Source organism: Serinibacter arcticus (assembly GCF_004786095.1).
In the GTDB taxonomy this organism is placed as follows: Bacteria; Actinomycetota; Actinomycetes; order Actinomycetales; family Beutenbergiaceae; genus Litorihabitans; species Litorihabitans arcticus.
In genome coordinates this window covers 64,723-85,403 of sequence record NZ_RHPJ01000004.1, presented here as the reverse complement: position 1 = coordinate 85,403, position 20,681 = coordinate 64,723, and the positions used below count along the sequence as shown (strand labels likewise).

The following is a 20,681-nucleotide window of genomic DNA, read 5'->3' as shown; positions in this document are numbered from 1 at the left end:
TGGGACGATGGTCCGTCACAACCGACGTATCCGAGGAGTTCTCATGAGCAAGCGCGGACGCAAGCGCAAGTCTCGCAAGGGCAGCGCGGCCAACCACGGCAAGCGCCCCAACGCCTGATCACACGTGATCGCGATCGAACGGCCACCCTCGGGTGGCCGTTCGTGCATCCGGACCCGTCCTCGGGCGGGCCGGTCGGCCTGCAGCGCGGGAGACGGGCGGACGGTGGGTACGGTGGCCCGATGAGAGCCGTCGTCGTCCGTGACCAGAACGCCTCCGACCCCCGTTCCGGCGCCGCCGTGGTCGACCTGGCGCCACCGTCGGCGCCGTCGGGATGGGTCCGCGTCCGCGTCCAGGCGGCGAGCCTCAACCACCACGACGTGTGGTCGCTGCGCGGCGTCGGTCTGCCGGCCGACAGGCTCCCGATGGTGCTGGGCACCGATGCGACCGGGCTGCTCGACGACGACAGCCCCGTGATCGTGCACGGCGTCGTGTCGGCCGACGACTGGCACGGCGACGAGACGCTGGACCCCCGCCGCACGCTGCTCTCCGAGAAGCACCCGGGAACCCTGGCGCAGGAGGTGTGGGTACCGGCCCGCAACACGCTGCCGCGGCACCCCGACCTGTCGGTGGAGCACGCGGCGTGCCTGCCGACCGCCTACCTCACGGCCTACCGCCTGCTGTTCACGGCCGCCGACCTGCGGCCCGGTCAGACGGTCCTGGTGCAGGGCAGCGGCGGTGGTGTCGCGACGGCGAGCATCCTGCTTGCGCGGGCCGCGGGGTTGCGGGTCTGGGTGACGGCGCGCGAGCCGGAACGGGGCGCGGCCGCCGTCGCGCTCGGGGCGCACGCGAGCTTCGCCGCGGGGGAGCGGCTCCCGGAGCAGGTCGACGCCGTCGTGGAGACCGTGGGGGAGGCGACGTGGGCGCACTCGCTGCGGTCGCTCCGGCCCGGTGGCGTCGTGGCCGTCGCGGGGGCGACGACCGGCGCGTCGGCGGATGCCGACCTCAACCGGATGTTCTTCCGCGGGCTGCGGGTCGTCGGTTCCACGATGGGCACCTGGGGGGAGCTGGAGCGGGTCCAGCGGCTGCTCGTCACCACGGGGGTGCGTCCGCTCGTCGACCGGGTCGTCGGGCTCGAGGACGTGCCGGACGCCCTGGGCGACCTGGCCGAGGGCCGGGTCAGGGGAAAGATCGTGGTGCGCGTGGCCTGAGGGCTGCCGCGTGAGTCGGCCGGCTCAGACCTCCTCGACGACCGTCCCGATCCACCCGGCCCAGTCGTGGTGCAGCACCAGCCACGCCAGCAGTCCGTGTCCGGCCTGCGCGGGGTGGACGCCGTCGGTCGAGGCGAGGTCGGCGAGCCACTGCTCGTGGTTCGCGAGCGGCTGGTAGGTCTCGACGTAGGGGACCCGCCGTCGCAGGCAGACGTCGGCAAACGCCGTCGACAGCGCCGCCTGAGCGTCTCCCGGGAGGTCGGTGCGGGGCGGCGGCCCCACGACGAACGCCGGCAGGTGCAGCGCATCGGCCTTGTCCAGCACGTTGGCGAGGTTGAGACGGCTGCGGGCCATCGAGGTGCCGACCACCAGGTCGTGCGCACCCGGGGCGATGACGAGCGCGCCCTCGGCGTTGCCGCGACGTCGGGCGACCTCGCCCTCCCAGCGCGCGCTGAGGGCCGTCGTGGTCTCGCCGGCGACCGGGAGGGTGAAGGTCAGCAGCTGCTGCGGGCTCGACCGCGCGACCACCCGACCGACCCAGCCCAGCGCCCGCGGGTCGCCGAAGCCGGCCACGAGCTCGTCCCCGACGACGAAGAGTCGCCGCACGTCCTGCGTCAGGTCCACCACCAGCCCATCGTGCCATCTGCCGTCACGCTCGCCGCCCCACCGGCGCTGCCGGCCTGCCGACGGGTCAGGGGAGGCGGGGCCGCAGGCCGTCGTCCCAGGCGTGGTGCGACGGCGGAGCGGGGCGGATGCCGTAACCGTCGAGGCGGACCTCGTGCACCAGGTGGGTGACGATGCCGACGAGCGAGAGCAGGCCGAGGAGGACGAGGAGAATCAGTGCAGTAGTCATGGCAGTAATGCTCCTCTCGCGCGATTCAAGTCACCAGTGGCAGAACTGACACAGAACGCTTGATCTCTGCCATGCCGCGTGTGACGATCGGGGCATGAGCCTCCTGAAGGTGCGCGTCATCGCGCTCCCGACCGTCTCGCCGTTCGAGCTCTCCGCCGCGGCCGAGGTCTTCGGCATCGACCGACGCGACACCGGGGGACCGGTCTTCGACTTCGGGGTGGTGACCCCGACGCCCGGACGGCTGGCCACGAAGGTGGGGTTCGACGTCCTCGTCGAGCACGGCCTGGAGGACCTGGACGGGGCGGACGCCGTCGTGATGGCCCCGTACGCGGCCGGCACCGAGGTCCCGGAGTCCGTGCTGGAGGCGCTCCGGGCCGCGCACGCCCGCGGCGCGTGGATCGTCAGCCTGTGCAGCGGCGCCTTCGCGCTCGCCCTCGCGGGGCTGCTGGACGGTCGGCGGGCGACGACGCACTGGCTCTACACGGCCGCGCTCGCCGCCCGCCACCCCGACGTCGAGGTCGACCCCGACGTGCTCTACGTCGAGCACGACCGCATCATCACCTCGGCCGGGACGGCGGCGAGCATCGACGCCTGCCTGCACCTCGTGCGCTCCGAGCTGGGCGCGTCCCCGACGGCGAACATCGCCCGCCGCATGGTCGTGCCGCCGCACCGTGACGGCGGCCAGGCGCAGTACATCGACCACGCGGTGCCGGAGTGCTCCAGCGACAGCTTCGCGGCGCTGCTGGGGTGGGCGAGCGAGAATCCGGCGACCGACCTCTCGGTGGAGGCGCTGGCCCGCCGCGTGCTCCTGACGCCGCGCACGTTCGCTCGGCGGTTCCGGGCCGAGACCGGCACGACGCCGGCGGCCTGGGTGGGCCGGATGCGGCTCGCGCGGGCGCAGGAGATCCTCGAGCAGGGGGAGGAGGGCCTGGACGACGTGGCCAGGCTCGCAGGGTTCAGCGACGCGGCGCTGCTGCGCCAGCACTTCTCCCGCACGCTCGGGCTGTCGCCTCGCGCCTACCGGGCCCGGTTCCGCGGGGTCTGACGCGCGCCCGCCGTCGTCGTCCGCCCCCGAGCGACGCGGCCACGGCAACCGGCGACGCGAACGGCCGCCCCACCCCGAGGGGTGAGGCGGCCGCGCGTGCGGTGACGCGGTGGTCAGCGGGCGAAGGCGTCCTTCACCAGCTGCAGCGCCTCGGCCTGGCTGACCTTGGCCGATCCGGTCGACGGCGCGGCCGACGACGGGCGCGAGACCCGGCGGACCGGGACACCGTCCATCTTGCGCGACGTGATACCGGCCAGGTAGGGCCAGACGCCCTGGTTGGCGGGCTCGTCCTGCACCCAGACGAGCTCGGCGCCGTCGTACGGCGCGATGACCTCGCGCAGCGTGTCGGAGTCGAGCGGGTAGAGCTGCTCGAGCCTGACGATCGCGGTGCGCTCGTCCGCGCCGTGCTCACCCTTGGTGCGAGCGGCGAGAAGGTCGTAGTAGACCCGCCCGGAGCACATCAGCACACGGTCGACCTTGCCGGGGTCCACCGTGTCGCCGATCGACGTGCGGAACGTGCCGGTCGTGAAGTCCTCGACCGCCGACGTCGCCGCGCGCAGGCGCAGCAGCTGCTTGGGTGTGAAGACGATCAGCGGCTTGCGCGGACGGTCGTAGGCCTGGCGGCGCAGCAGGTGGAAGTAGTTCGCCGGCGTCGAGGGCTGCGCGACCGTCATGTTGTTCTCCGCGCAGAGCTGCAGGAACCGCTCGATGCGTGCCGAGGAGTGGTCGGGGCCCTGGTGCTCGTAGCCGTGCGGCAGCAGCATCACGACGGAGGAGCGCTGGCCCCACTTCTGCTCGGACGCCGACAGGAACTCGTCCACGATCGTCTGCGCACCGTTGGTGAAGTCCCCGAACTGCGCCTCCCAGAGCACGAGCGCGTCGGGTCGCTCGACCGAGTAGCCGTACTCGAACCCGACCGCCGCGAACTCCGACAGCGAGGAGTCGTAGACCATGAACTTGGCCTGGTCGGCCGAGAGGTAGGACAGCGGGGTCCACTCGGCGCCCGTGCGGTGGTCGTGCAGCACCGAGTGGCGCTGCACGAACGTGCCGCGGCGCGAGTCCTGACCGGCGAGACGCACCGGGGTGCCCTCGATCACCAGCGAGCCGAACGCCAGCAGCTCGCCGAAGCCCCAGTCGATGCCGCCGGCCTGCGAGGCCGTGGCGCGACGCTCGAGCAGCTGCGCGAGCTTGGGGTGGACGGCGAAGCCCTCGGGCGGGGACAGGTGCGCCTCGCCGATCCGGGTCAGCACGCTCTCTGGAACGGCCGTGCTCCAGCCGACCATCGTGCCGGCGTCCTCGCGCTGCGACTCCGGAACCTCGAGGCCGCGCCGGCCCTCGTCGTCGCCCGACGCCGCGGCCGAGCCCTCCTTCGTCTCGCGGAAGGCCCGCTCGAGCTCGCCCTGGTACTCCGCCAGCGCCTGCTCGGCCTCCTCGGCCGAGAGCTCGCCGCGGCCGATGAGCGACTGCGTGTAGAGCGTGCGGACGCTCTGCTTGCCCTCGATCAGGCTGTACATCACCGGCTGGGTCATCGAGGGGTCGTCACCCTCGTTGTGACCGCGGCGGCGGTAGCAGACCATGTCGATGACGACGTCCTTGTGGAACTCCTCGCGGTACTCGAACGCGAGGCGGGCGACCCGCGCCACGGCCTCCGGGTCGTCCCCGTTGACGTGGAAGATCGGGATCTGCAGACCCTTGGCCACGTCGGTCGGGTAGAGCGTCGAGCGCGAGCTCGAGGCGCCCGTCGTGAAGCCGACCTGGTTGTTGATGATCACGTGCACCGTGCCGCCGGTGCGGTAGCCGCGCAGCTGGGACAGGTTCAGCGTCTCGACGACGACGCCCTGGCCGGCGAAGGCCGCGTCGCCGTGGATGAGGATCGGCAGCCAGGAGAAGCCGTCGCCACCGAGGTCGATGCGGTCCTGCTTGGCGCGCACGACACCTTCGAGCACGCCGTCGACGGCCTCGAGGTGGCTCGGGTTGGCGGCGAGGTAGACCGACGTCGTCGCCCCGGTGGCGGCGGTGTACTCGCCCACGGTGCCGAGGTGGTACTTCACGTCGCCCGAACCCTGGACGGTCTTGGGATCGGCGTTGCCCTCGAACTCGTTGAAGATCTGCCCGTAGGACTTGCCGGCGATGTTGGCCAGCACGTTGAGGCGACCGCGGTGCGCCATGCCGATGCCGACGCCCTCGAGCCCGGCGTCGGCCGCGCCGCCCAGGATCGTGTCGAGCAGCGGGATCAGCGCCTCGCCACCCTCGAGGCTGAAGCGCTTCTGCCCGACGAACTTCGTCTGCAGGAAGGTCTCGAACGCCTCGGCCTGGTTGAGCTTGTAGATGATCCGTCGGATCGCCTCGGGCGACTGCTTGGGCCACCCGCCCTCGAGCTTCTGCTGCAGCCAGCGGCGCTGGACCGGGTCGTGCAGGTGCATGTACTCGGCACCGATGGTGCGGCAGTAGGAGTCGCGCAGCCGCGCCAGGATGTCGCGCAGCGGCGCGGTGGGCCTGCCGGTGAAGCCACCCGTGGGGAACGTGCGGTCCAGGTCCCACAGCGTGAGGGAGTGGTTGGCGACGTCGAGGTCGGGGTGACGGCGCTGGCGGTAGGCCAGGGGGTCCGTGTCGGCCATCAGGTGGCCGCGCGAGCGGTAGGCGTGGATCAGCTCGGCGATGCGGGCGGGCTTGCCGAGCGCCGTCGTCGGGTCCTCGACGATGTCGGTGCGCCAGCGGACGGGCTCGTACGGCACGCGCAGGGCCGAGAAGACGCGGTCGTAGAACCCGTCCTCACCGATCAGCTTGGTGTGGATGAGGCGGAGGAAGTCACCGCTCTGCGCGCCCTGGATGATGCGGTGGTCGTAGGTGGACGTCAGCGTCAGCACCTTGGAGATGCCGAGGTTCGCGAGCGTCTCGGGCGAGGCGCCCTGGAACTCGGCGGGGTAGTCCATCGCGCCGACGCCGACGATCGTGCCCTGCCCCTGCATCAGGCGCGGGACGGAGTGCACCGTGCCGATGGTGCCGGGGTTCGTCAACGAGATCGTCGTGTCGGCGAAGTCCTCGACCGCGAGCTTGCCGCCGCGGGCCTTCTTGACCAGCTGCTCGTAGGCGGACCAGAACTGCGCGAAGTCCTGGGACTCGGCGTGCTTGACCGAGGGGACCAGGAGCTGGCGCGTGCCGTCGGGCTTGGCGAGGTCGATCGCCAGGCCGAAGTTGATGTGCTCGGACCGGTAGACGCCGGGCTTGCCGTCGATCTCGCGGTAGCTCGCGTTCATCTCGGGCAGGTCCGCCAGCGCCTCGACGACGGCGAAGCCGATGAGGTGCGTGAAGGAGACCTTGCCGCCGCGCGTGCGGGCCAGGTGGTTGTTGATGACGATGCGGTTGTCGACCAGCAGCTTGGCGGGCACGGCGCGCACGCTCGTGGCCGTGGGGACCTCGAGGGAGGACTCCATGTTCACCACGACGCGGGCGGCGGGTCCGCGCAGCTTCGTCGTCTGACCGTCACCCAGCGGGCTCGTCGCGGGGCGGTCGTCGCCCGGCACGTACGGGGCGGTGGCCGGCTGCGGGTAGGCGGGCGGCAGGTCCGCGCGCACGTCCTGCGGGTCGAGCTGGGCGCGGGGGTCGGTGTGCGGGTCGGCGACGGCCTGGGGAGCCGCAGCGGGCTTCGGGGCCGACGCGGGCTCCGGGGCCGCAGCGGGCTCCGGGGCCGCAGCGGGGGCCGGTGCCTGCGCCGCTGCCTTCGCGGTCGCCTCGGCGGGGGTCACCACCGGCGTCGCCGCCGGCTTCGCGGCGGGGGCTCCCGTCGTCGACCCGCCCTCGGCTGCGAAGAACTCGCGCCACTTCGGGTCGACCGAGGAGGGATCGGCGGCGTACGCATCGCGCAGCTCGTCGATCAACCACTCGTTCGCGCCGAAATCGGCCGTCGTCGGGGTTGTCTGGGAATCGGTTGCCACGCTCGCTCACTCCATCGCCGTCGTCTGTTCGAGCCGCCTTCCAGGGTAGGCCCTCGGAGGTGTCCGCAGGTGCCACGAGGGGGCAGTTTCGGCCATCGATCACGCCTCTGACCAGGACTTTCGTCCCAGGTTGGCATACGGCGGGCAAGGCTGGGGCAAAGTTGCCCAACGCGCAGGTCAGGCCGCCGCGGACTCGCGCCGTGGAGAGGGCGGACCGTCGGCGGGCAGCACGAGGCGCAGCGTCGCCCCCGTGCTCGGCGGCGCCGGGGCGACGGCGTCGAGCGTCCCGCCGTGCAGCCCCACCGCCCAGCGTGCGATGGCCAGCCCGAGGCCGGTGCCGCCGGACGTCGTGCCGTCGACGGCGAGCCGGTTGCTGCCCTGCTCGAACCGGTCGAAGATGCGCGCCCGCTCGGCCGCCGGGATGCCGGGCCCCTCGTCCACGACGTCGATCACGACGTCGGTCCCGGACGCGCGGGCGGCGACCACCACGGTGCCGCCGGCGGGGGAGTGCCGCGAGGCGTTGGACAGCAGGTTCAGCAGCACCTGGTGCAGCCGCTCGGTGTCGACGCGGAAGGACAGGTCCTCGGGGACCTGCACGTCCCACGTCACGGTGCGGCCGGCGGCGCGCGCCGCGTGCGAGGCGGCGGCCACGACCTCCTCGACGACGTCGAGCACCCCCGCGCGCTGCAGGTGCAGGCCCGCGGCGCCCGCCTCGAGGCGTGAGAGGTCGAGCAGGTAGGTCACGAGCCTGGTGAGTCGTTCGGTCTGGTCCAGCGCCGAGGTGAGCGCCTCCTCGTCGGGCTGCGTGACGCCGTCGACCATGTTCTCCAGCTGCGCCCGCAGCGCCGCGATCGGCGTCCGCAGCTCGTGCGAGACGTTGGCGACGATGGCGCGCTGCGCCTCGGCGAGCGAGGCGAGGTCGGCGGCCATGGCGTTGAACGCCAGACCGAGCTGCCCCACCTCGTCGCGGCTCGTGGTGCGCACCCTGATGTCGTAGTCGCCCGCCGACATCGCGCGGGCGGCCGCGGTCATCTCGCGCAGCGGCGAGGTCATGCCGCGGGCGAGGAGCTGCGTCACGACCAGGGAGAGCAGGATCGCCACGGGGAAGGTCATGTACCAGCGCGCCCCGTAGCTGCGCCCGGCCCACACGAGGATCGCCGAGACCAGCACCGAGGCGGCGATGACGACGCCCAGCTTGATCCGGATCGACGTCAGGCGGTCCAGCGGCCGTACGTCGACGGCGTAGCGCAGCGCCGGCACCTCGCGCGCGTGCCGCACGCTCGTCCGTTCCCTCACGCGAGCGCGCCCGCGCGCGACGGCGGAGTCGTCGTCGCCACGATCACTCGGTCGGGGGCTCGAGGGAGTAGCCGACCCCGTGCACGGTGCGCACGAGGTCGGACCCGAGCTTGCGGCGCAGCGCCTTGATGTGGGAGTCGACGGTGCGCGTGCCGCTCGCGTCGACCCAGTCCCACACCTCCTCCAGCAGGCGTTCGCGCGTGAGCACGGTCCGCGGCGACGTCGCCAGGCAGACCAGCAGGTCGAACTCGGTGGGCGTCAGGTGCGCCTCCTCACCGGCACGGCTCACACGCCGCTGCGCGCGGTCGATCACGAGGTCGCCGAGCTCGAGCGGCGGCGGTCCGCCGGCGGTGGAGGTGTCGGCGACGGCGACGCGCGCGGTGCGCTCGTGCCGGCGCAGCAGCGCCTTGACGCGCGCGACCAGCTCCCGCATCGAGAACGGTTTGGTCATGTAGTCGTCGGCCCCGACGCCGAGGCCCACCAGCAGGTCGGTCTCGTCGTCGCGCGCCGTGAGCATGAGGATGGGGACGGCGCGCGTGTCGTCCGCCTGGATGCGGCGGCAGACCTCGAGCCCGTCGAAGCCCGGCAGCATCACGTCGAGCACGATCGCGTGGGGTGCGAAGTCGTGGGCGCCGGCGACGCCGCCGGGCCCGTCCGTCGCCACGCGGACCTCCCAGCCCTCCGCCGTGAAGCGTCGGGACACCTGCGTGGCGATCTCGGGGGAGTCCTCCACCACGAGGACGCGCACCCCGCTCTCGCCGCCGCTGGAGGCGCTGCTGCTGGAACCGCTGGCGGGGCTGGGAGTGGTCATCGACCCAGACTGGCACACGGCCCCCACCCGGACGAGGGGACGGGCGGGGCGTGATGTGGACGCTTCGCGCAGGCCCTGGGGACGCCTGTGAGGTGAGCCGCACCCGTTTGGCAGGAGCGCGACGGCGCGTTATGGTTTCGTGATCAAGCCGTCCCCCGGACCCACCGGGCGCGTCCCCCGCGCCGCCCGTGACCTGGACGAGGGACGTCCCGCCGTGACCGAAGTGTGCACGGCCCCCCAGAGCAGCTGAGCAACCGGAGGACGAGTGAGCGTGTCGTCAGTGGAAGTCGCCGAGCCCGGGACCCCGTCCCCGACCACTCGACGCGCCCGACGACTCGCCTCCGCCGGCGCGGACCGGTCAGCCTCCCCCCTCGCGTCCTCCGCCACGCCGGTGCAGGCCGGGATCCCGGGCTACGGCCCGCACATCGCCTCGGTCGTCGTCGCCGACGCCGCGGCCGAGTCCTTCCAGCCCGTAATCGTCCAGACGGTGTTCACCCCCGCGGATCCCGCAGGCGCGACCACGCGGCCGCTCACGCGTCGCGAGCTGCGCCGTCGTCAGGGTGAGGCGTTCGGCATCGCCGTCAGCTCCGCCGCCCCCGTCGAGCGCCAGACGGCCGGCGAGGTCCTCGCCGCCGCCGTGCTCACCGCCCGCGGCGGATCGCTGACCCGTCGCGAGCTGCGCGCCGCCACGCGTCGCGAGGCCGGGCTGGACGCCGACGTCGAGGCGCCGTCGAGCGCCGCCGTCTCGTTGCAGCAGGACGCGTCCGAGGGACCCGAGCCCGCCGAGCAGCCCGTCGACCTCGAGTTCGACTTCGCGTCGGTCGCCCTCACCCTCAGCTCGTTGACGCAGTCCTCGACGGTGAGCAGCGCCGCCGTCACGGCGCCGGTCGCGGTCGTCTCGACGCCGAAGCCCGCCTCGCTCACGGAGCCCGCCCCGCGCGCCGTCGTCGAGGGCGCACCCCCCGTCCCCACCAGCCTCGCCGGTGGTGGCGGAGCCGGCGTCGGCACGCGGACGCCGCAGGCCGCCGCGTCGCACGGCCCCCGCCAGTGGGTGCCCCGCCTCGCGGTGCTCTCCGCGCTCGGCGTGGCCACCGTCGTCACCCCGATCCACGCGATCGCCCAGGGCTCGAACGAGCCCGAGGTCGTCGAGGCTCCGCTGGCCGACAGCAGCGCGCTCGACACGCTCGTCGTCGCCGACGGCGCGGCCGCGCTCGAGGTCGCCGGCGCCGCCGTCGTCGCGGAGGATCCGCTCGCGGACGCCTCGGCCGCCACCGTGGCCGCCGCCCCGGTCGACGAGACCGCCACGCTCCTCGCCGCCGACTCGCTCGCCGACGTCCGCGGCGCCGCCGCCGCGAGCCGCAGCGAGGGCCGCACCGGTCTCCCGCAGTGCGGTGAGCCGGCGACGGACCTGCCCAACGGCACGCTCGCGGCCATGGAGTCCACCGAGCACCTCACGCTCAGCATGCCGGTGCAGGAGGGCGTCTACCGCGTCAGCTCCGGCTTCGGTGCGCGCTGGGGCGCGTTCCACTACGCGACCGACTTCGCCGCCCCGCTCGGCACCCCGATCCGCGCCGTCGTCGGTGGCGAGGTCGTGCACGCCGGCGGCGGTCTCGCCGGCCGCAGCCCGAACCTGGTCGCCATCCGCTCGGAGATCGACGGCGAGACCGTCGAGATCTGGTACAACCACATGTTCGACGACGGCGTCTTCGTCTCCGAGGGCGACGTCGTCCAGGTCGGTGACGTGATCGGCGAGGTCGGCAACAACGGCAACTCGACCGGCCCCCACCTGCACCTCGAGATCCACATCGGCAACGTCGAGGACCCCAACGGCAGCGCGGTCGACCCGCTGGCGTGGCTGCGCGCCAACGACGCCACCCCGGTCACGACCACCGGCGCCGTCTGCGCCTGACCGCAGCAGCCACGAGCGAGGCCCGCACCCCCCGGGGGGGTGCGGGCCTCGCTCGTTCTCGCGTCGGTGTCCGACGGCCGGCCGTCAGAGCAGCGACAGGCCCCAGCGGACGGTGTGCGTGCTCGCGGCGGGATCGGAGCCGCCGCCAGCGGCCAGCCGCACCAGGCTCTCCCCGGTGTTGAAGGCGTCGGCGATGCAGCTCATGGGCTCGGCGGCCAGCCCGCGGCGGCGGTAGTCGACCGCGCCGATGTGGTCACCCGAGCAGACCTGCCAGGAGTCCATCGACTCGTCCATCCAGACGGCGGACGTGCGGCCGTCCGTCCCGGTCAGGCGGATCCACGAGAGACCGTCGGCGTCGCGGACGGGCGCGAGGAACGCGTCGTCGAGGTCGGTGGCGCCCACGACGCGCTCGCTGCGGAAGTCGAACGCCTCGGGCAGGTCCTCGACACCAGCCGGGAGCAGCCGCTCGTCCGGACGGACCCACCGGCTCGCGTCCAGGCGCAGGGTCGCGGCGTCGAGGCCGCCGTCGCCGGGGGAGAGCCAGGGGTGGAACCCGATGCCGTAGGGCGCGTCGGTCTCGCCCAGGTTCGTCGCGCTCACCGTGATCGTCAGCTCGGCACCGCGCAGCTCGTAGCGTGCCGACAGCAGCAGCGGCCAGGGGTAGCCCGCGATCGGGACGGTGCTCAGCGTCAGGACGATCTCGGTCGTGGTGAGGTGCGCCAGGGTCCAGCGCTCGTGCATGGCCAGACCGTGCAGCGCCGTCGAGCGCGCGGGCTCGGTGATCGGCACCTGGTAGTCGGTCCCGTCGAAGCTGTAGGCGCCGTCGGCGAGGCGGTTCGGCCACGGGGCCAGGATCGCCCCGTGCCCGGCGGGCGAGAGGTCCTCCTGCGGGTAGGAGACGATCACGTCGCGACCCGCCACGTCGAAGTGGCGCAGCGAGGCGCCGACCTCGGTGACGACGGCTGTCGACCCCGCGACGGGGTCGTGCAGGACGTGCTGGAAACCGGTGGGGAGGGGGGTGGGCATGGCACCAGCCTAGGCGGCACGGCCGCTCGACGCCGAGGGACGGAGACGGGCCCGGTCGCGTGCGACCGGGCCCGATGGTGGTACCCCCGACTGGATTCGAACCAGCGACCTTCTGCTCCGGAGGCAGACGCTCTATCCACTGAGCTACGGAGGCGAACCGGCGTCGAACGGTACTCCGACGACGACGATCGAGCCTACCAGCGGTTCGCGTCGACGCTGAACGGCCCCGGACGTCCCCCATCGCCTAGGGTGGCTCCGATGAGCGCTGGAGGACGACCGTGAGCGAGAGACCGCGAGAGGACGATCGGACGACGAGGTCGACGTCCGATCCCTACGGGTACCTGACGGCCGGCGAGGGGGAGGAGTCCTCCTACCTGCCGGGCGCGGTCGACGGTGCCGGGGCCGAGCCCACGGCGCCCACCGAGACCGACGACCCCGCCGCACCGGCAGCGCCGAAGGAGGGTCCGGAGGACGACGACGTCACGGTCGGCATGACTCGCCGCGAGCTGCGCGAACGTCGCGCGCGACGCGCCGAGCGTGCGGCGGCCGCCGCCTCGGTGCCGACCACCCCTGCCGAGTCCGACGCCGCCGAGCCCCGCGATGTCGAGTCCCGCGCCGACGGGTCCGACGTCGCGTGGACCCCGAAGCCCGAGGACGGCGATGAGTCCGCCACCGACGGGACCCGGGTCGACGGCGTCGCCCCCGCCGCCGCGACCGCGCCGGTCCTGTCGTGGGGCACGTCGGCAGCCTCCCGATCGCTCGACGACAGCGTCGCGCCCGCAGCGAACGACGCCGACGACGTCTCCGGCGACGACGTGGTCGCCGCGTCCACCGACCCCGGCGATCCCACCGCCCTCGCCCCCGGCTGGCACGACCCCGGGGCTCGCACGCGTGAGCGCGGCCGCCGTCGCCTGCTCTGGGTCGTCCTCGGCCTGGTCGTGGCCGCCGCGATCGCCGTCGCCGTGCTGCTGCTGGTCAACCGCGGCGAGGACACCCCGACCGCCCCGGCCACGTCCGCGACCGAGTCGGCCGCGACCGGCCTGGCCGCGCTGATCCCCGCCTCCGTCAACGGAGGCGAGTTCTCCGAGAGCGGCCCCACGGGAGTGACGTACCTGCTGGACGAGCAGGGTCTCGTCGAGAACCCGCTCCCGCCGGCCGGCGCCGCGGAGTCCCTCACCGCGCTCTACACCGGCGGGACGGCGGACGTCACCCTGACCGCCTCGACCTTCGCCACGGCCGACGAGGCGCTCGCCGCGGCGACCGCGATCTCGAGCCAGCTGGGGACAGCGGTGGACACGGGTGTCGTCTTCCCCGACACGGGGCTCGGCACGTACTGGACGTACAACAACGACGGCCTCGTGACCGTCGTCTGGCACGCCGGCACCGACGGCGTGTACGTCGTCGTCTCCGAGGACGCGGAGGACGCGCTCGGGTTCTACAACGGTCTGGACTTCTGAATGACGGCGATGCCGACCCCCTGGCCCGCCACGGCACGCCGCACGTCCGACGGATCCGTCGAGATCGGCGGCGTCGCGCTCACCGAGCTGGCCGCCTCCGGCGGGACGCCCGTGTACGTGCTCGACGAGCTCGACGCCCGCGAACGCGCCCGCGCCTATCGCGACGCCTTCGCGGCCGCGTGCGCCGAGGCCGGGACCGAGGTCGACGTCTACTACGCCGGCAAGGCGTTCCTGAGCGTCGCCGTCGCCCGCTGGATGACGGCCGAGGGGCTCCGGATCGACACCGCGAGCCTGGGCGAGCTCACCACGGCGCTGCGCGCGGACGTCGCACCGCGCGACATCGGGCTGCACGGCAACAACAAGTCCGAGCCGGAGATCGACCTGGCGCTCCGCAGCGGCATCGGGCGCCTCGTGCTCGACTCGCTGCCCGAGGTGACCCGGGTCGCCGACGCCGCCCGGGCGCTGGGCGTGCGCGCCCCCGTCATGGTGCGCGTGACCACCGGGGTGCACGCCGGCGGTCACGAGTACATCTCCACCGCGCACGAGGACCAGAAGTTCGGGCTGTCGCTGGCCGCGCCCGACGGCGGTGACTCGCCCGCGCTGGTCGCGGTGCTGGCGGTCCTGGAGCGTCCCGAGCTGGAGCTGCTCGGGCTGCACTCCCACATCGGTTCGCAGATCCTCGACCCCGCGGGCTTCGGGGTCGCCGCGCGCGCCGTGATGGGGCTGCGCGCCGCCGTCGCCCGGCGCACCGGCGTGCTCGTGCCGGAGCTCGACCTGGGCGGGGGCTTCGGCGTCGCCTATCTGCCCGGCGAGGTCCCGCTGGACCCCGACCGCGCCGCGAAGGAGATGGTGTCGGCGCTCGCGGACGCCGCCCGCGAGCTCGGCGAGGGCGACGCGCCCCTGCCGCGACTCTCGATCGAGCCGGGCCGGTCCGTCATCGGACCCGCCGGCGTCACGCTCTACACGGTGGGCACCGTCAAACCCGTCCGCACGGAGGACGGCAGCACCCGCACCTACGTCTCGGTCGACGGCGGCATGAGCGACAACATCCGCCCGGCGCTGTACGGCGCGAGCTACCACGCCGAGATCGTCTCGCGGTCCTCGACCGCCCCGGCCGTGCGCTGCCGCGTGGTGGGCAAGCACTGCGAGAGCGGTGACATCGTGGTGCACGACGTCGCGCTCCCCGGCGACGTCGCGGCCGGCGACCTGCTCGCCGTCGCCGTGACGGGCGCCTACGGCCGCTCGATGGCCAGCACCTACAACCTCGTGCCGCGTCCCGGCGTGGTGGCGGTCGCCGGCGGTGTCGCGACACCGATCGTGCGCCGCGAGAGCGTGGCGGACCTGCTCGCCCTCGACCTGGGCTGAGACGGCCGGGCACCGCCCGCGGACGAGGTCGTATCGTGAGCCTCCCGTCCACCCCTGCTCGAGGAGTTCGAAGTGTCCGACGCGCCCGACAGCGCCCCGCAGCGCCCCGACCTCCGGGTCGCGATCCTCGGGTGCGGCACCGTCGGCACGCAGGTCGTGCGACTCCTGACCGAGCAGGCCGACGACCTCGGCCAGCGCGTCGGCCGGCGGCTGCGCCTCACGGGCATCCTCGTGCGCGACGTCGACGCCCCGCGCGACCCCGCCGTGCCGACCGGACTGCTGACGACCGACGCCGACGCGCTGCTCGCCGACGCCGACCTCGTGGTCGAGCTCCTCGGCGGCACGACGACGGCGCGCGACCTCGTGCTCGCCGCCCTCACCGCGGGCGCCTCGGTCGTCACCGCCAACAAGGCCCTGCTGGCCACCTCCGGACCCGAGCTCTACGCCGCGGCCGACGCGGCCGGCGTCGACCTGCTGTTCGAGGCCGCCGTGGCCGGTGCCGTCCCCGTCGTGCGCGGCGTGCGGGAGTCGCTCGCGGGCGATCGCGTGCAGCGGATCCTCGGCATCGTCAACGGCACCACCAACTTCATCCTCGACGAGATGACCACCGGCGGCCTCGACTTCGACGTCGCGCTGAAGCAGGCGCAGGAGCTCGGCTACGCCGAGGCCGACCCGACGGCCGACGTCGAGGGGCACGACGCCGCCGCGAAGGCCGCGATCCTCGCCTCGCTCGCTTTCCACACGCGCGTGGCGCTCGCCGACGTCGCGTGCGAGGGCATCACCGCCGTCAGCGCGGCCGACATCGTCGCCGCGCGCGAGACCGGGGGAGTGATCAAGCTCCTCGCGATCGCCGAGCGCATCGTGACGACCGACGCCGCCGGCGAGCCCGCGGAGTCGGTCTCGGTCAGGGTCAACCCCGCGATCCTGCCGTTCGCGCACCCGCTGGCCGGCGTCGGCGGGGCGTACAACGCCGTCGTCGTCGAGGCCGAGGCCGCCGGCCGCCTGATGTTCTACGGCGCCGGTGCCGGCGGCGCCCCGACGGCGAGCGCGGTGCTGGGCGACGTCGTCGCCGCCGCGCGTCACCGCACGCACGGCGGCCGCGCCCCGGCCGAGAGCGCGCACGCGGCGCTGCCGCTGGCGAGCGACGCCGACGTCGTGGCGCGCCTGCAGATCCGGCTGCTGGTCGACGACCGGCCCGGTGTGCTCGCGCACGTCTCGACGACGGTCGCCGACCACGGCGTCTCGATCGAGTCGGTCCGCCAGCAGGTCGGGCACGCCGGCACGGCGACCCTGGCCGTCGTGACGCACGAGGCCGACGAGGCCTCGCTGAGCCGGACGGTCGAGGCGCTGCGCCACACCGACGGCGTGAAGCAGCTGCTGGCCGCGTACCGCGTCGAACGTCCCTGAGACATCGTCGAACCCCACCGAGGAGACACCTGATGGCCCACCAGTGGCGAGGTCTGATCGCCGAGTACGCCGACTTCCTGCCCGTCGAACCGGGTGAGCCGGTCATCACGCTCGGCGAGGGCGGGACACCCCTCGTGGAGTCGCCGGCCCTGTCCGAGCGCGTCGGCGCCCGCGTGCACCTCAAGGTCGAGGGCGCCAACCCGACGGGGTCGTTCAAGGACCGCGGCATGACGATGGCCGTCTCCAAGGTGGCCGCCGCGGGCGGGGCGCTCGTGCTGTGCGCCTCCACCGGCAACACCTCCGCCTCGGCGGCCGCGTACGCCGCGCACGCCGGGCTGCCCTGCGCCGTCGTGCTGCCGGCGGGGAAGATCGCCGCGGGCAAGCTCGCGCAGGCGATCGTGCACGGTGCGACCCTGGTGACGCTCGAGGGCAACTTCGACGACGGGCTGCGCGTGGTGCGCGAGCTCGGTCAGCGCCCCGACGTCGCGCTCGTGAACTCGGTCAACCCCTACCGCCTCCAGGGGCAGAAGACGGCGGCGTTCGAGATCGTCGACGCGCTCGGGGACGCCCCGGACATCCACGTCCTCCCCGTCGGCAACGCCGGGAACATCTCGGCGTACTGGATGGGCTACCGCGAGTACGCGGCCGCCGGGTACGCGACCCGCACGCCGCGCATGTGGGGCGTGCAGGCCGACGGCGCCGCCCCCTTCGTCAAGGGCGAGCCGGTCGAGAACCCCGAGACCATCGCCACCGCGATCCGCATCGGCAACCCGGCGTCCTGGTCGCTCGCCGTCGCCGCGCGCGACGACTCCGGTGGTCGGATCGACGCGGTCAGCGACGCCGAGATCCTCGACGCGCAGGCGCTCATCGCGCGCGAGGTGGGCGTGTTCGTCGAGCCGGCCTCGGCCGCCTCGGTCGCCGGGCTCCTGGCGCGCGCCGCCGCGGGCGACGTCCCCGCGGGCGCCACGATCGTGTGCACCGTGACCGGCAACGGCCTCAAGGACACGGCCACCGCCCTGGGCGAGACCGTCATCGACCCCGTCGTCGTGGCGTCCACGACCGCCGCGGTCGCGGACGCGCTGCAGCTGGTCTGAGCATGCGGATCGCGACCGACTCGGTGCGGGTGCGGGTGCCCGCCACGAGCGCCAACCTGGGCCCGGGCTTCGACGTGCTCGGCCTCGCGCTCGGGCTGCACGACGTCGTCGAGGTGCACGCCACCACCGGCGCCACCCGCACCACGGTCCGCGGCGAGGGCGCCGACACGGTGCCCGACGGCGAGGCGCACCTCGTGGTGCGGGCGATCCGCACCGGGCTCGAGCTCGCGGGGGCGCCGCAGGTCGGTCTCGACCTGACCGCGTTCAACCGGATCCCGCACGGCCGCGGGCTCGGGTCCTCGGCCGCGGCCGTGGTGGCGGGGCTGGTCGCGGCCCGCGGCCTCATCTCCGAGCCGGAGGCGCTCGCGGACGAGGTCGTCCTCGACGTCGCGACCGAGTTCGAGGGCCATCCCGACAACGCCGCCGCCGCCGTGCTCGGCGGGGCGACGCTGGCGTGGACGCCGGACCGGGGCGCGGCGGGGGACGGGGACGTCACGCGCGCCGTCGACGCCGTCCGGCTCGAGGTCGACCCGACCCTCGTGTGCACGGCCTTCATCCCGACGACGGCGCTCGCCACCACCGTGGCCCGCGGCGTGCTGCCCGCCGTCGTGCCGCACGCCGACGCCGCGTTCACCGGTGCCCGCACCGCGCTGCTCGTGCTGGCGCTCGGCGGCCGGAGCGATCTGCTGATGACCGCGACGCAGGACCGGCTGCACCAGCCCTACCGACGGGAGGTGCTCGCGGACTCCTCGGAGCTGCTGGACGCGCTCCGTGCCGCCGGCCACCCCGCCGTGATCTCGGGGGCGGGTCCGACCGTGCTGGTGCTCGGGACGGTGCCCGAGCGGCTGGAGGCGGCCGTCGTCGCACGCGGGTGGCGCGCCGTGCGGCTGCCGGTCGACCGCACGGGCGCCACCGCGGTGTAGTCTCGGGACTGCACCGCGCGGCATCCCACCGCATCTCCACCGTGGTCGCACCCTCGACGTGTCGTCACAGATCTGATGAATCAGAGCTGACGAACGAGGTCGTGACCGCCCGTGGCCGCTCCCGGATGGCGCCGACACGCCCTCTCAAGCACCGTGCTGTGCGGACGACCTGATGCCCCGAACCTGCGGCACACCGGTCCCACCTCTCCACGACACCGCGTCACCGCGACGCACCCGCAAAGGACACTCGTGACAGACACCACCGACACCGCCGCCTCGCGCGGTGGGTCCCTCAGCACCCTCCGTCTCGCCGAGCTGCAGCAGCTCGCGGGCGGCCTCGGCATCGCCGGCACCTCCAAGATGCGCAAGGGCGACCTCGTCACCGCGATCCGCTCGGCCAGGGGCGGCGACGGCGCCGCCTCGGCGCCCGCGGCCGGTCGCGCACCGCGCACGGCTCGTTCCGCCGCCGCGGAGAGCCCGGCCGTCGAGCAGGCGCCCGCCGCGTCGGCCCCCGCAGCCGCGGCCCCGCAGGCCGCATCGGGCAGCGAGCCCGCGCGCAGCGAGCAGCCCCGCACCGAGCAGTCCGACGGCGAGCCCCGCCGCGGCCGCTCCCGTCGGGAGCGCGTCGCCGACGGCGGTGGCGCGCCCGCGCAGGCGAGCGAGCGCACCGACCGCAGCGACCGCGCGGACCAGCCGGCGCGCTCCGAGCAGCAGCCCGACGGCGGACGCCAGGGTGGCCGTCGCCAGGGGAACCAGAACGGCCAGGGTGGCAACCGCCGTCCGGCCCTCGACGACATCAAGCTGCCCGAGCCCCGCAGCGAGGACGCCCCCCAGGGTGGACAGCAGGGTGGCCAGGGGCAGCAGGGCCAGCGCGGTCAGCAGAATGGCAACCAGAACGGCAACCGCCAGCGTCAGGCCGAGCAGCGCACGGTCGAGATCTACGACGACGAGCAGGGTGGCCGTCGCCGTCGGGGCCGCGACCGCTTCCGCGACCGCGATCGTGACCGCACCACCAAGCGCCGCGGCGGCCGCGGCGAGGCCCCGCTGACGTACGACGAGGTCGAGCTCTCCGACGACGACGTGCTCGTGTCGGTCGCCGGCGTCCTGGACGTCAACGACAACCACGCCTTCGTCCGGACCTCCGGCTACCTGCCGGGCTCCGACGACGTCTACGTGCCGCTGACCCAGGTCAAGAAGAGCGGACTGCGCCGCGGCGACGCCGTCACGGGCGCCATCCGCGCACCGCGCGAGGGTGAGCAGCAGAACAACCAGAGCGGCCAGGGCAACCGGCAGAAGTTCAACGCGCTGGTCCGTCTGGACACGGTCAACGGCCTGCCGGCCGACCGCGCGCGCCAGCGTCCCGAGTTCAGCAAGCTGACGCCGCTCTACCCGCAGCACCGCCTGCGGCTCGAGACGCAGCCCCAGGCCATCACGGCGCGGATCATCGACCTCGTGTCACCGATCGGCAAGGGTCAGCGCGGTCTCATCGTGGCGCCGCCCAAGGCCGGCAAGACGATCGTGATGCAGCAGATCGCGAACGCGATCACCACGAACAACCCCGAGGTCCACCTGATGATCGTCCTCGCGGACGAGCGTCCCGAGGAGGTCACCGACTGGGAGCGCACGGTCAAGGGCGAGGTCATCGCCTCGACGTTCGACCGTCCGCCGTCCGACCACACGATCGTCGCCGAGCTCGCGATCGAGCGCGCCAAGCGTCTCGTGGAGCTGGGCCAGGACGTCGTCGTGCTGCTCGACTCGCTCACGCGTCTGTCGCGGGCCTACAACCTCGCGGCGCCGACGTCGGGCAAGATCCTCTCCGGTGGTGTGGACGCCTCGGCGCTGTACCCGCCGAAGAAGTTCTTCGGGGCGGCGCGCAACATCGAGCACGGCGGTTCGCTCACGATCCTGGCCACGGCCCTGGTCGAGACCGGTTCCAAGATGGACGAGGTCATCTTCGAGGAGTTCAAGGGCACCGGCAACATGGAGCTGCGTCTGTCGCGGCACCTGTCGGACAAGCGGATCTTCCCGGCGATCGACGTCAACGCCTCCAGCACGCGCCGCGAGGAGATCCTCGTGGCCGCCGACGAGCTCAAGATCATCTGGAAGCTCCGCCGCATCATGGGTGGTCTCGAGCAGCAGCCCGCGCTCGAGCTGTTGCTGGGCAAGGTCCGTGAGCTCCCGACGAACGCCGAGTTCCTCATGACCGTGCAGAAGACCACGCCGTCGGTGGCCAACCAGACCAACGAGCTGGTCGGCTGAATCCTCCCCTGGCGAACAGGGACGGATCCGCACGCAACATCTGGCAAGATAGACCGTTGGCTCCCGGTTCACGCCCCGCGCACCCGACGTGG

Annotated in this window: 16 protein-coding genes and 1 tRNA gene; 10 read left to right on the top strand and 7 right to left on the bottom strand. The window is 73.6% G+C overall.

What is annotated here, in order from left to right:
* Positions 1-43: 43 nt before the first annotated feature.
* Positions 44-118: a 50S ribosomal protein bL37 gene (locus SERN_RS16060; protein WP_109231027.1), complete on the top strand. Its 75-nt coding sequence runs from the start codon at positions 44-46 to the stop codon at positions 116-118.
* Between the two features lie 122 nt (positions 119-240).
* Complete coding sequence (locus tag SERN_RS13295) at positions 241-1,209, top strand: zinc-binding dehydrogenase (RefSeq protein WP_135850647.1); 969 nt, start codon at positions 241-243, stop codon at positions 1,207-1,209.
* Positions 1,210-1,233: 24 nt separating this feature from the next.
* Here SERN_RS13295 and SERN_RS13290 read toward each other — a convergent pair whose 3' ends face one another.
* Positions 1,234-1,836, bottom strand: a complete 603-nt coding sequence (locus SERN_RS13290) for a GDSL-type esterase/lipase family protein (protein WP_408640875.1) — start codon at positions 1,834-1,836, stop codon at positions 1,234-1,236.
* Between the two features lie 64 nt (positions 1,837-1,900).
* Positions 1,901-2,062, bottom strand: coding sequence for a hypothetical protein (locus SERN_RS15600; protein ID WP_199241621.1), 162 nt, complete (start codon positions 2,060-2,062; stop codon positions 1,901-1,903).
* A 94-nt stretch (positions 2,063-2,156) separates the two neighbouring features.
* Here SERN_RS15600 and SERN_RS13285 point away from each other — a divergent pair, with 94 nt between their 5' ends.
* The gene (locus SERN_RS13285; protein ID WP_135850646.1) at positions 2,157-3,107 is read left to right on the top strand and encodes a GlxA family transcriptional regulator; all 951 of its coding nucleotides are present in this window, start codon (positions 2,157-2,159) and stop codon (positions 3,105-3,107) included.
* A 113-nt stretch (positions 3,108-3,220) separates the two neighbouring features.
* Here the strand turns inward: SERN_RS13285 and SERN_RS13280 are convergent, their stop codons facing one another.
* From SERN_RS13280 to SERN_RS13270, 3 genes are all read right to left on the bottom strand, one after another.
* Positions 3,221-7,042, bottom strand: coding sequence for a multifunctional oxoglutarate decarboxylase/oxoglutarate dehydrogenase thiamine pyrophosphate-binding subunit/dihydrolipoyllysine-residue succinyltransferase subunit (locus SERN_RS13280; RefSeq protein WP_135850645.1), 3,822 nt, complete (start codon positions 7,040-7,042; stop codon positions 3,221-3,223).
* Between the two features lie 177 nt (positions 7,043-7,219).
* Positions 7,220-8,320, bottom strand: a complete 1,101-nt coding sequence (locus tag SERN_RS13275; RefSeq protein WP_199241620.1) for a HAMP domain-containing sensor histidine kinase — start codon at positions 8,318-8,320, stop codon at positions 7,220-7,222.
* A gap of 61 nt (positions 8,321-8,381) precedes the next feature.
* Positions 8,382-9,149, bottom strand: a complete 768-nt coding sequence (locus SERN_RS13270) for a response regulator transcription factor (RefSeq protein ID WP_135850643.1) — start codon at positions 9,147-9,149, stop codon at positions 8,382-8,384.
* A 271-nt stretch (positions 9,150-9,420) separates the two neighbouring features.
* On the opposite strand from SERN_RS13270, the gene SERN_RS13265 reads away from it, so the two are divergent.
* Positions 9,421-11,058: a M23 family metallopeptidase gene (locus tag SERN_RS13265; RefSeq protein ID WP_158292661.1), complete on the top strand. Its 1,638-nt coding sequence runs from the start codon at positions 9,421-9,423 to the stop codon at positions 11,056-11,058.
* An 84-nt stretch (positions 11,059-11,142) separates the two neighbouring features.
* On the opposite strand, the gene SERN_RS13260 is transcribed toward SERN_RS13265, so the two are convergent.
* Complete coding sequence (locus tag SERN_RS13260) at positions 11,143-12,084, bottom strand: aldose 1-epimerase family protein (RefSeq protein WP_135850641.1); 942 nt, start codon at positions 12,082-12,084, stop codon at positions 11,143-11,145.
* 78 nt (positions 12,085-12,162) lie between these two features.
* A tRNA-Arg gene (locus SERN_RS13255) sits at positions 12,163-12,238 on the bottom strand.
* A gap of 124 nt (positions 12,239-12,362) precedes the next feature.
* Here SERN_RS13255 and SERN_RS13250 point away from each other — a divergent pair.
* The 6 genes from SERN_RS13250 to rho all read left to right on the top strand — a co-directional run bounded on the left by SERN_RS13250 (position 12,363) and on the right by rho (position 20,589).
* Entirely contained in the window at positions 12,363-13,541 is a 1,179-nt protein-coding gene (locus tag SERN_RS13250) for a hypothetical protein (protein ID WP_135850640.1), read from the top strand.
* The gene (gene lysA / locus SERN_RS13245) at positions 13,542-14,906 is read left to right on the top strand and encodes a diaminopimelate decarboxylase (protein ID WP_135850639.1); all 1,365 of its coding nucleotides are present in this window, start codon (positions 13,542-13,544) and stop codon (positions 14,904-14,906) included.
* Between the two features lie 72 nt (positions 14,907-14,978).
* Positions 14,979-16,313, top strand: coding sequence for a homoserine dehydrogenase (locus tag SERN_RS13240; RefSeq protein WP_135850638.1), 1,335 nt, complete (start codon positions 14,979-14,981; stop codon positions 16,311-16,313).
* 32 nt (positions 16,314-16,345) lie between these two features.
* Positions 16,346-17,407 carry a threonine synthase gene (gene thrC / locus SERN_RS13235; protein ID WP_135850637.1) on the top strand — a complete coding sequence of 354 codons (1,062 nt, stop codon included), beginning with the start codon at positions 16,346-16,348 and terminating at the stop codon, positions 17,405-17,407.
* Positions 17,408-17,409: 2 nt separating this feature from the next.
* Positions 17,410-18,330, top strand: coding sequence for a homoserine kinase (gene thrB / locus SERN_RS13230; protein WP_135850636.1), 921 nt, complete (start codon positions 17,410-17,412; stop codon positions 18,328-18,330).
* Between the two features lie 249 nt (positions 18,331-18,579).
* A complete protein-coding gene (gene rho, locus SERN_RS13225) occupies positions 18,580-20,589 on the top strand; it encodes a transcription termination factor Rho (protein ID WP_135850635.1) in 2,010 nt (669 codons plus the stop codon).
* Positions 20,590-20,681: the final 92 nt, after the last annotated feature.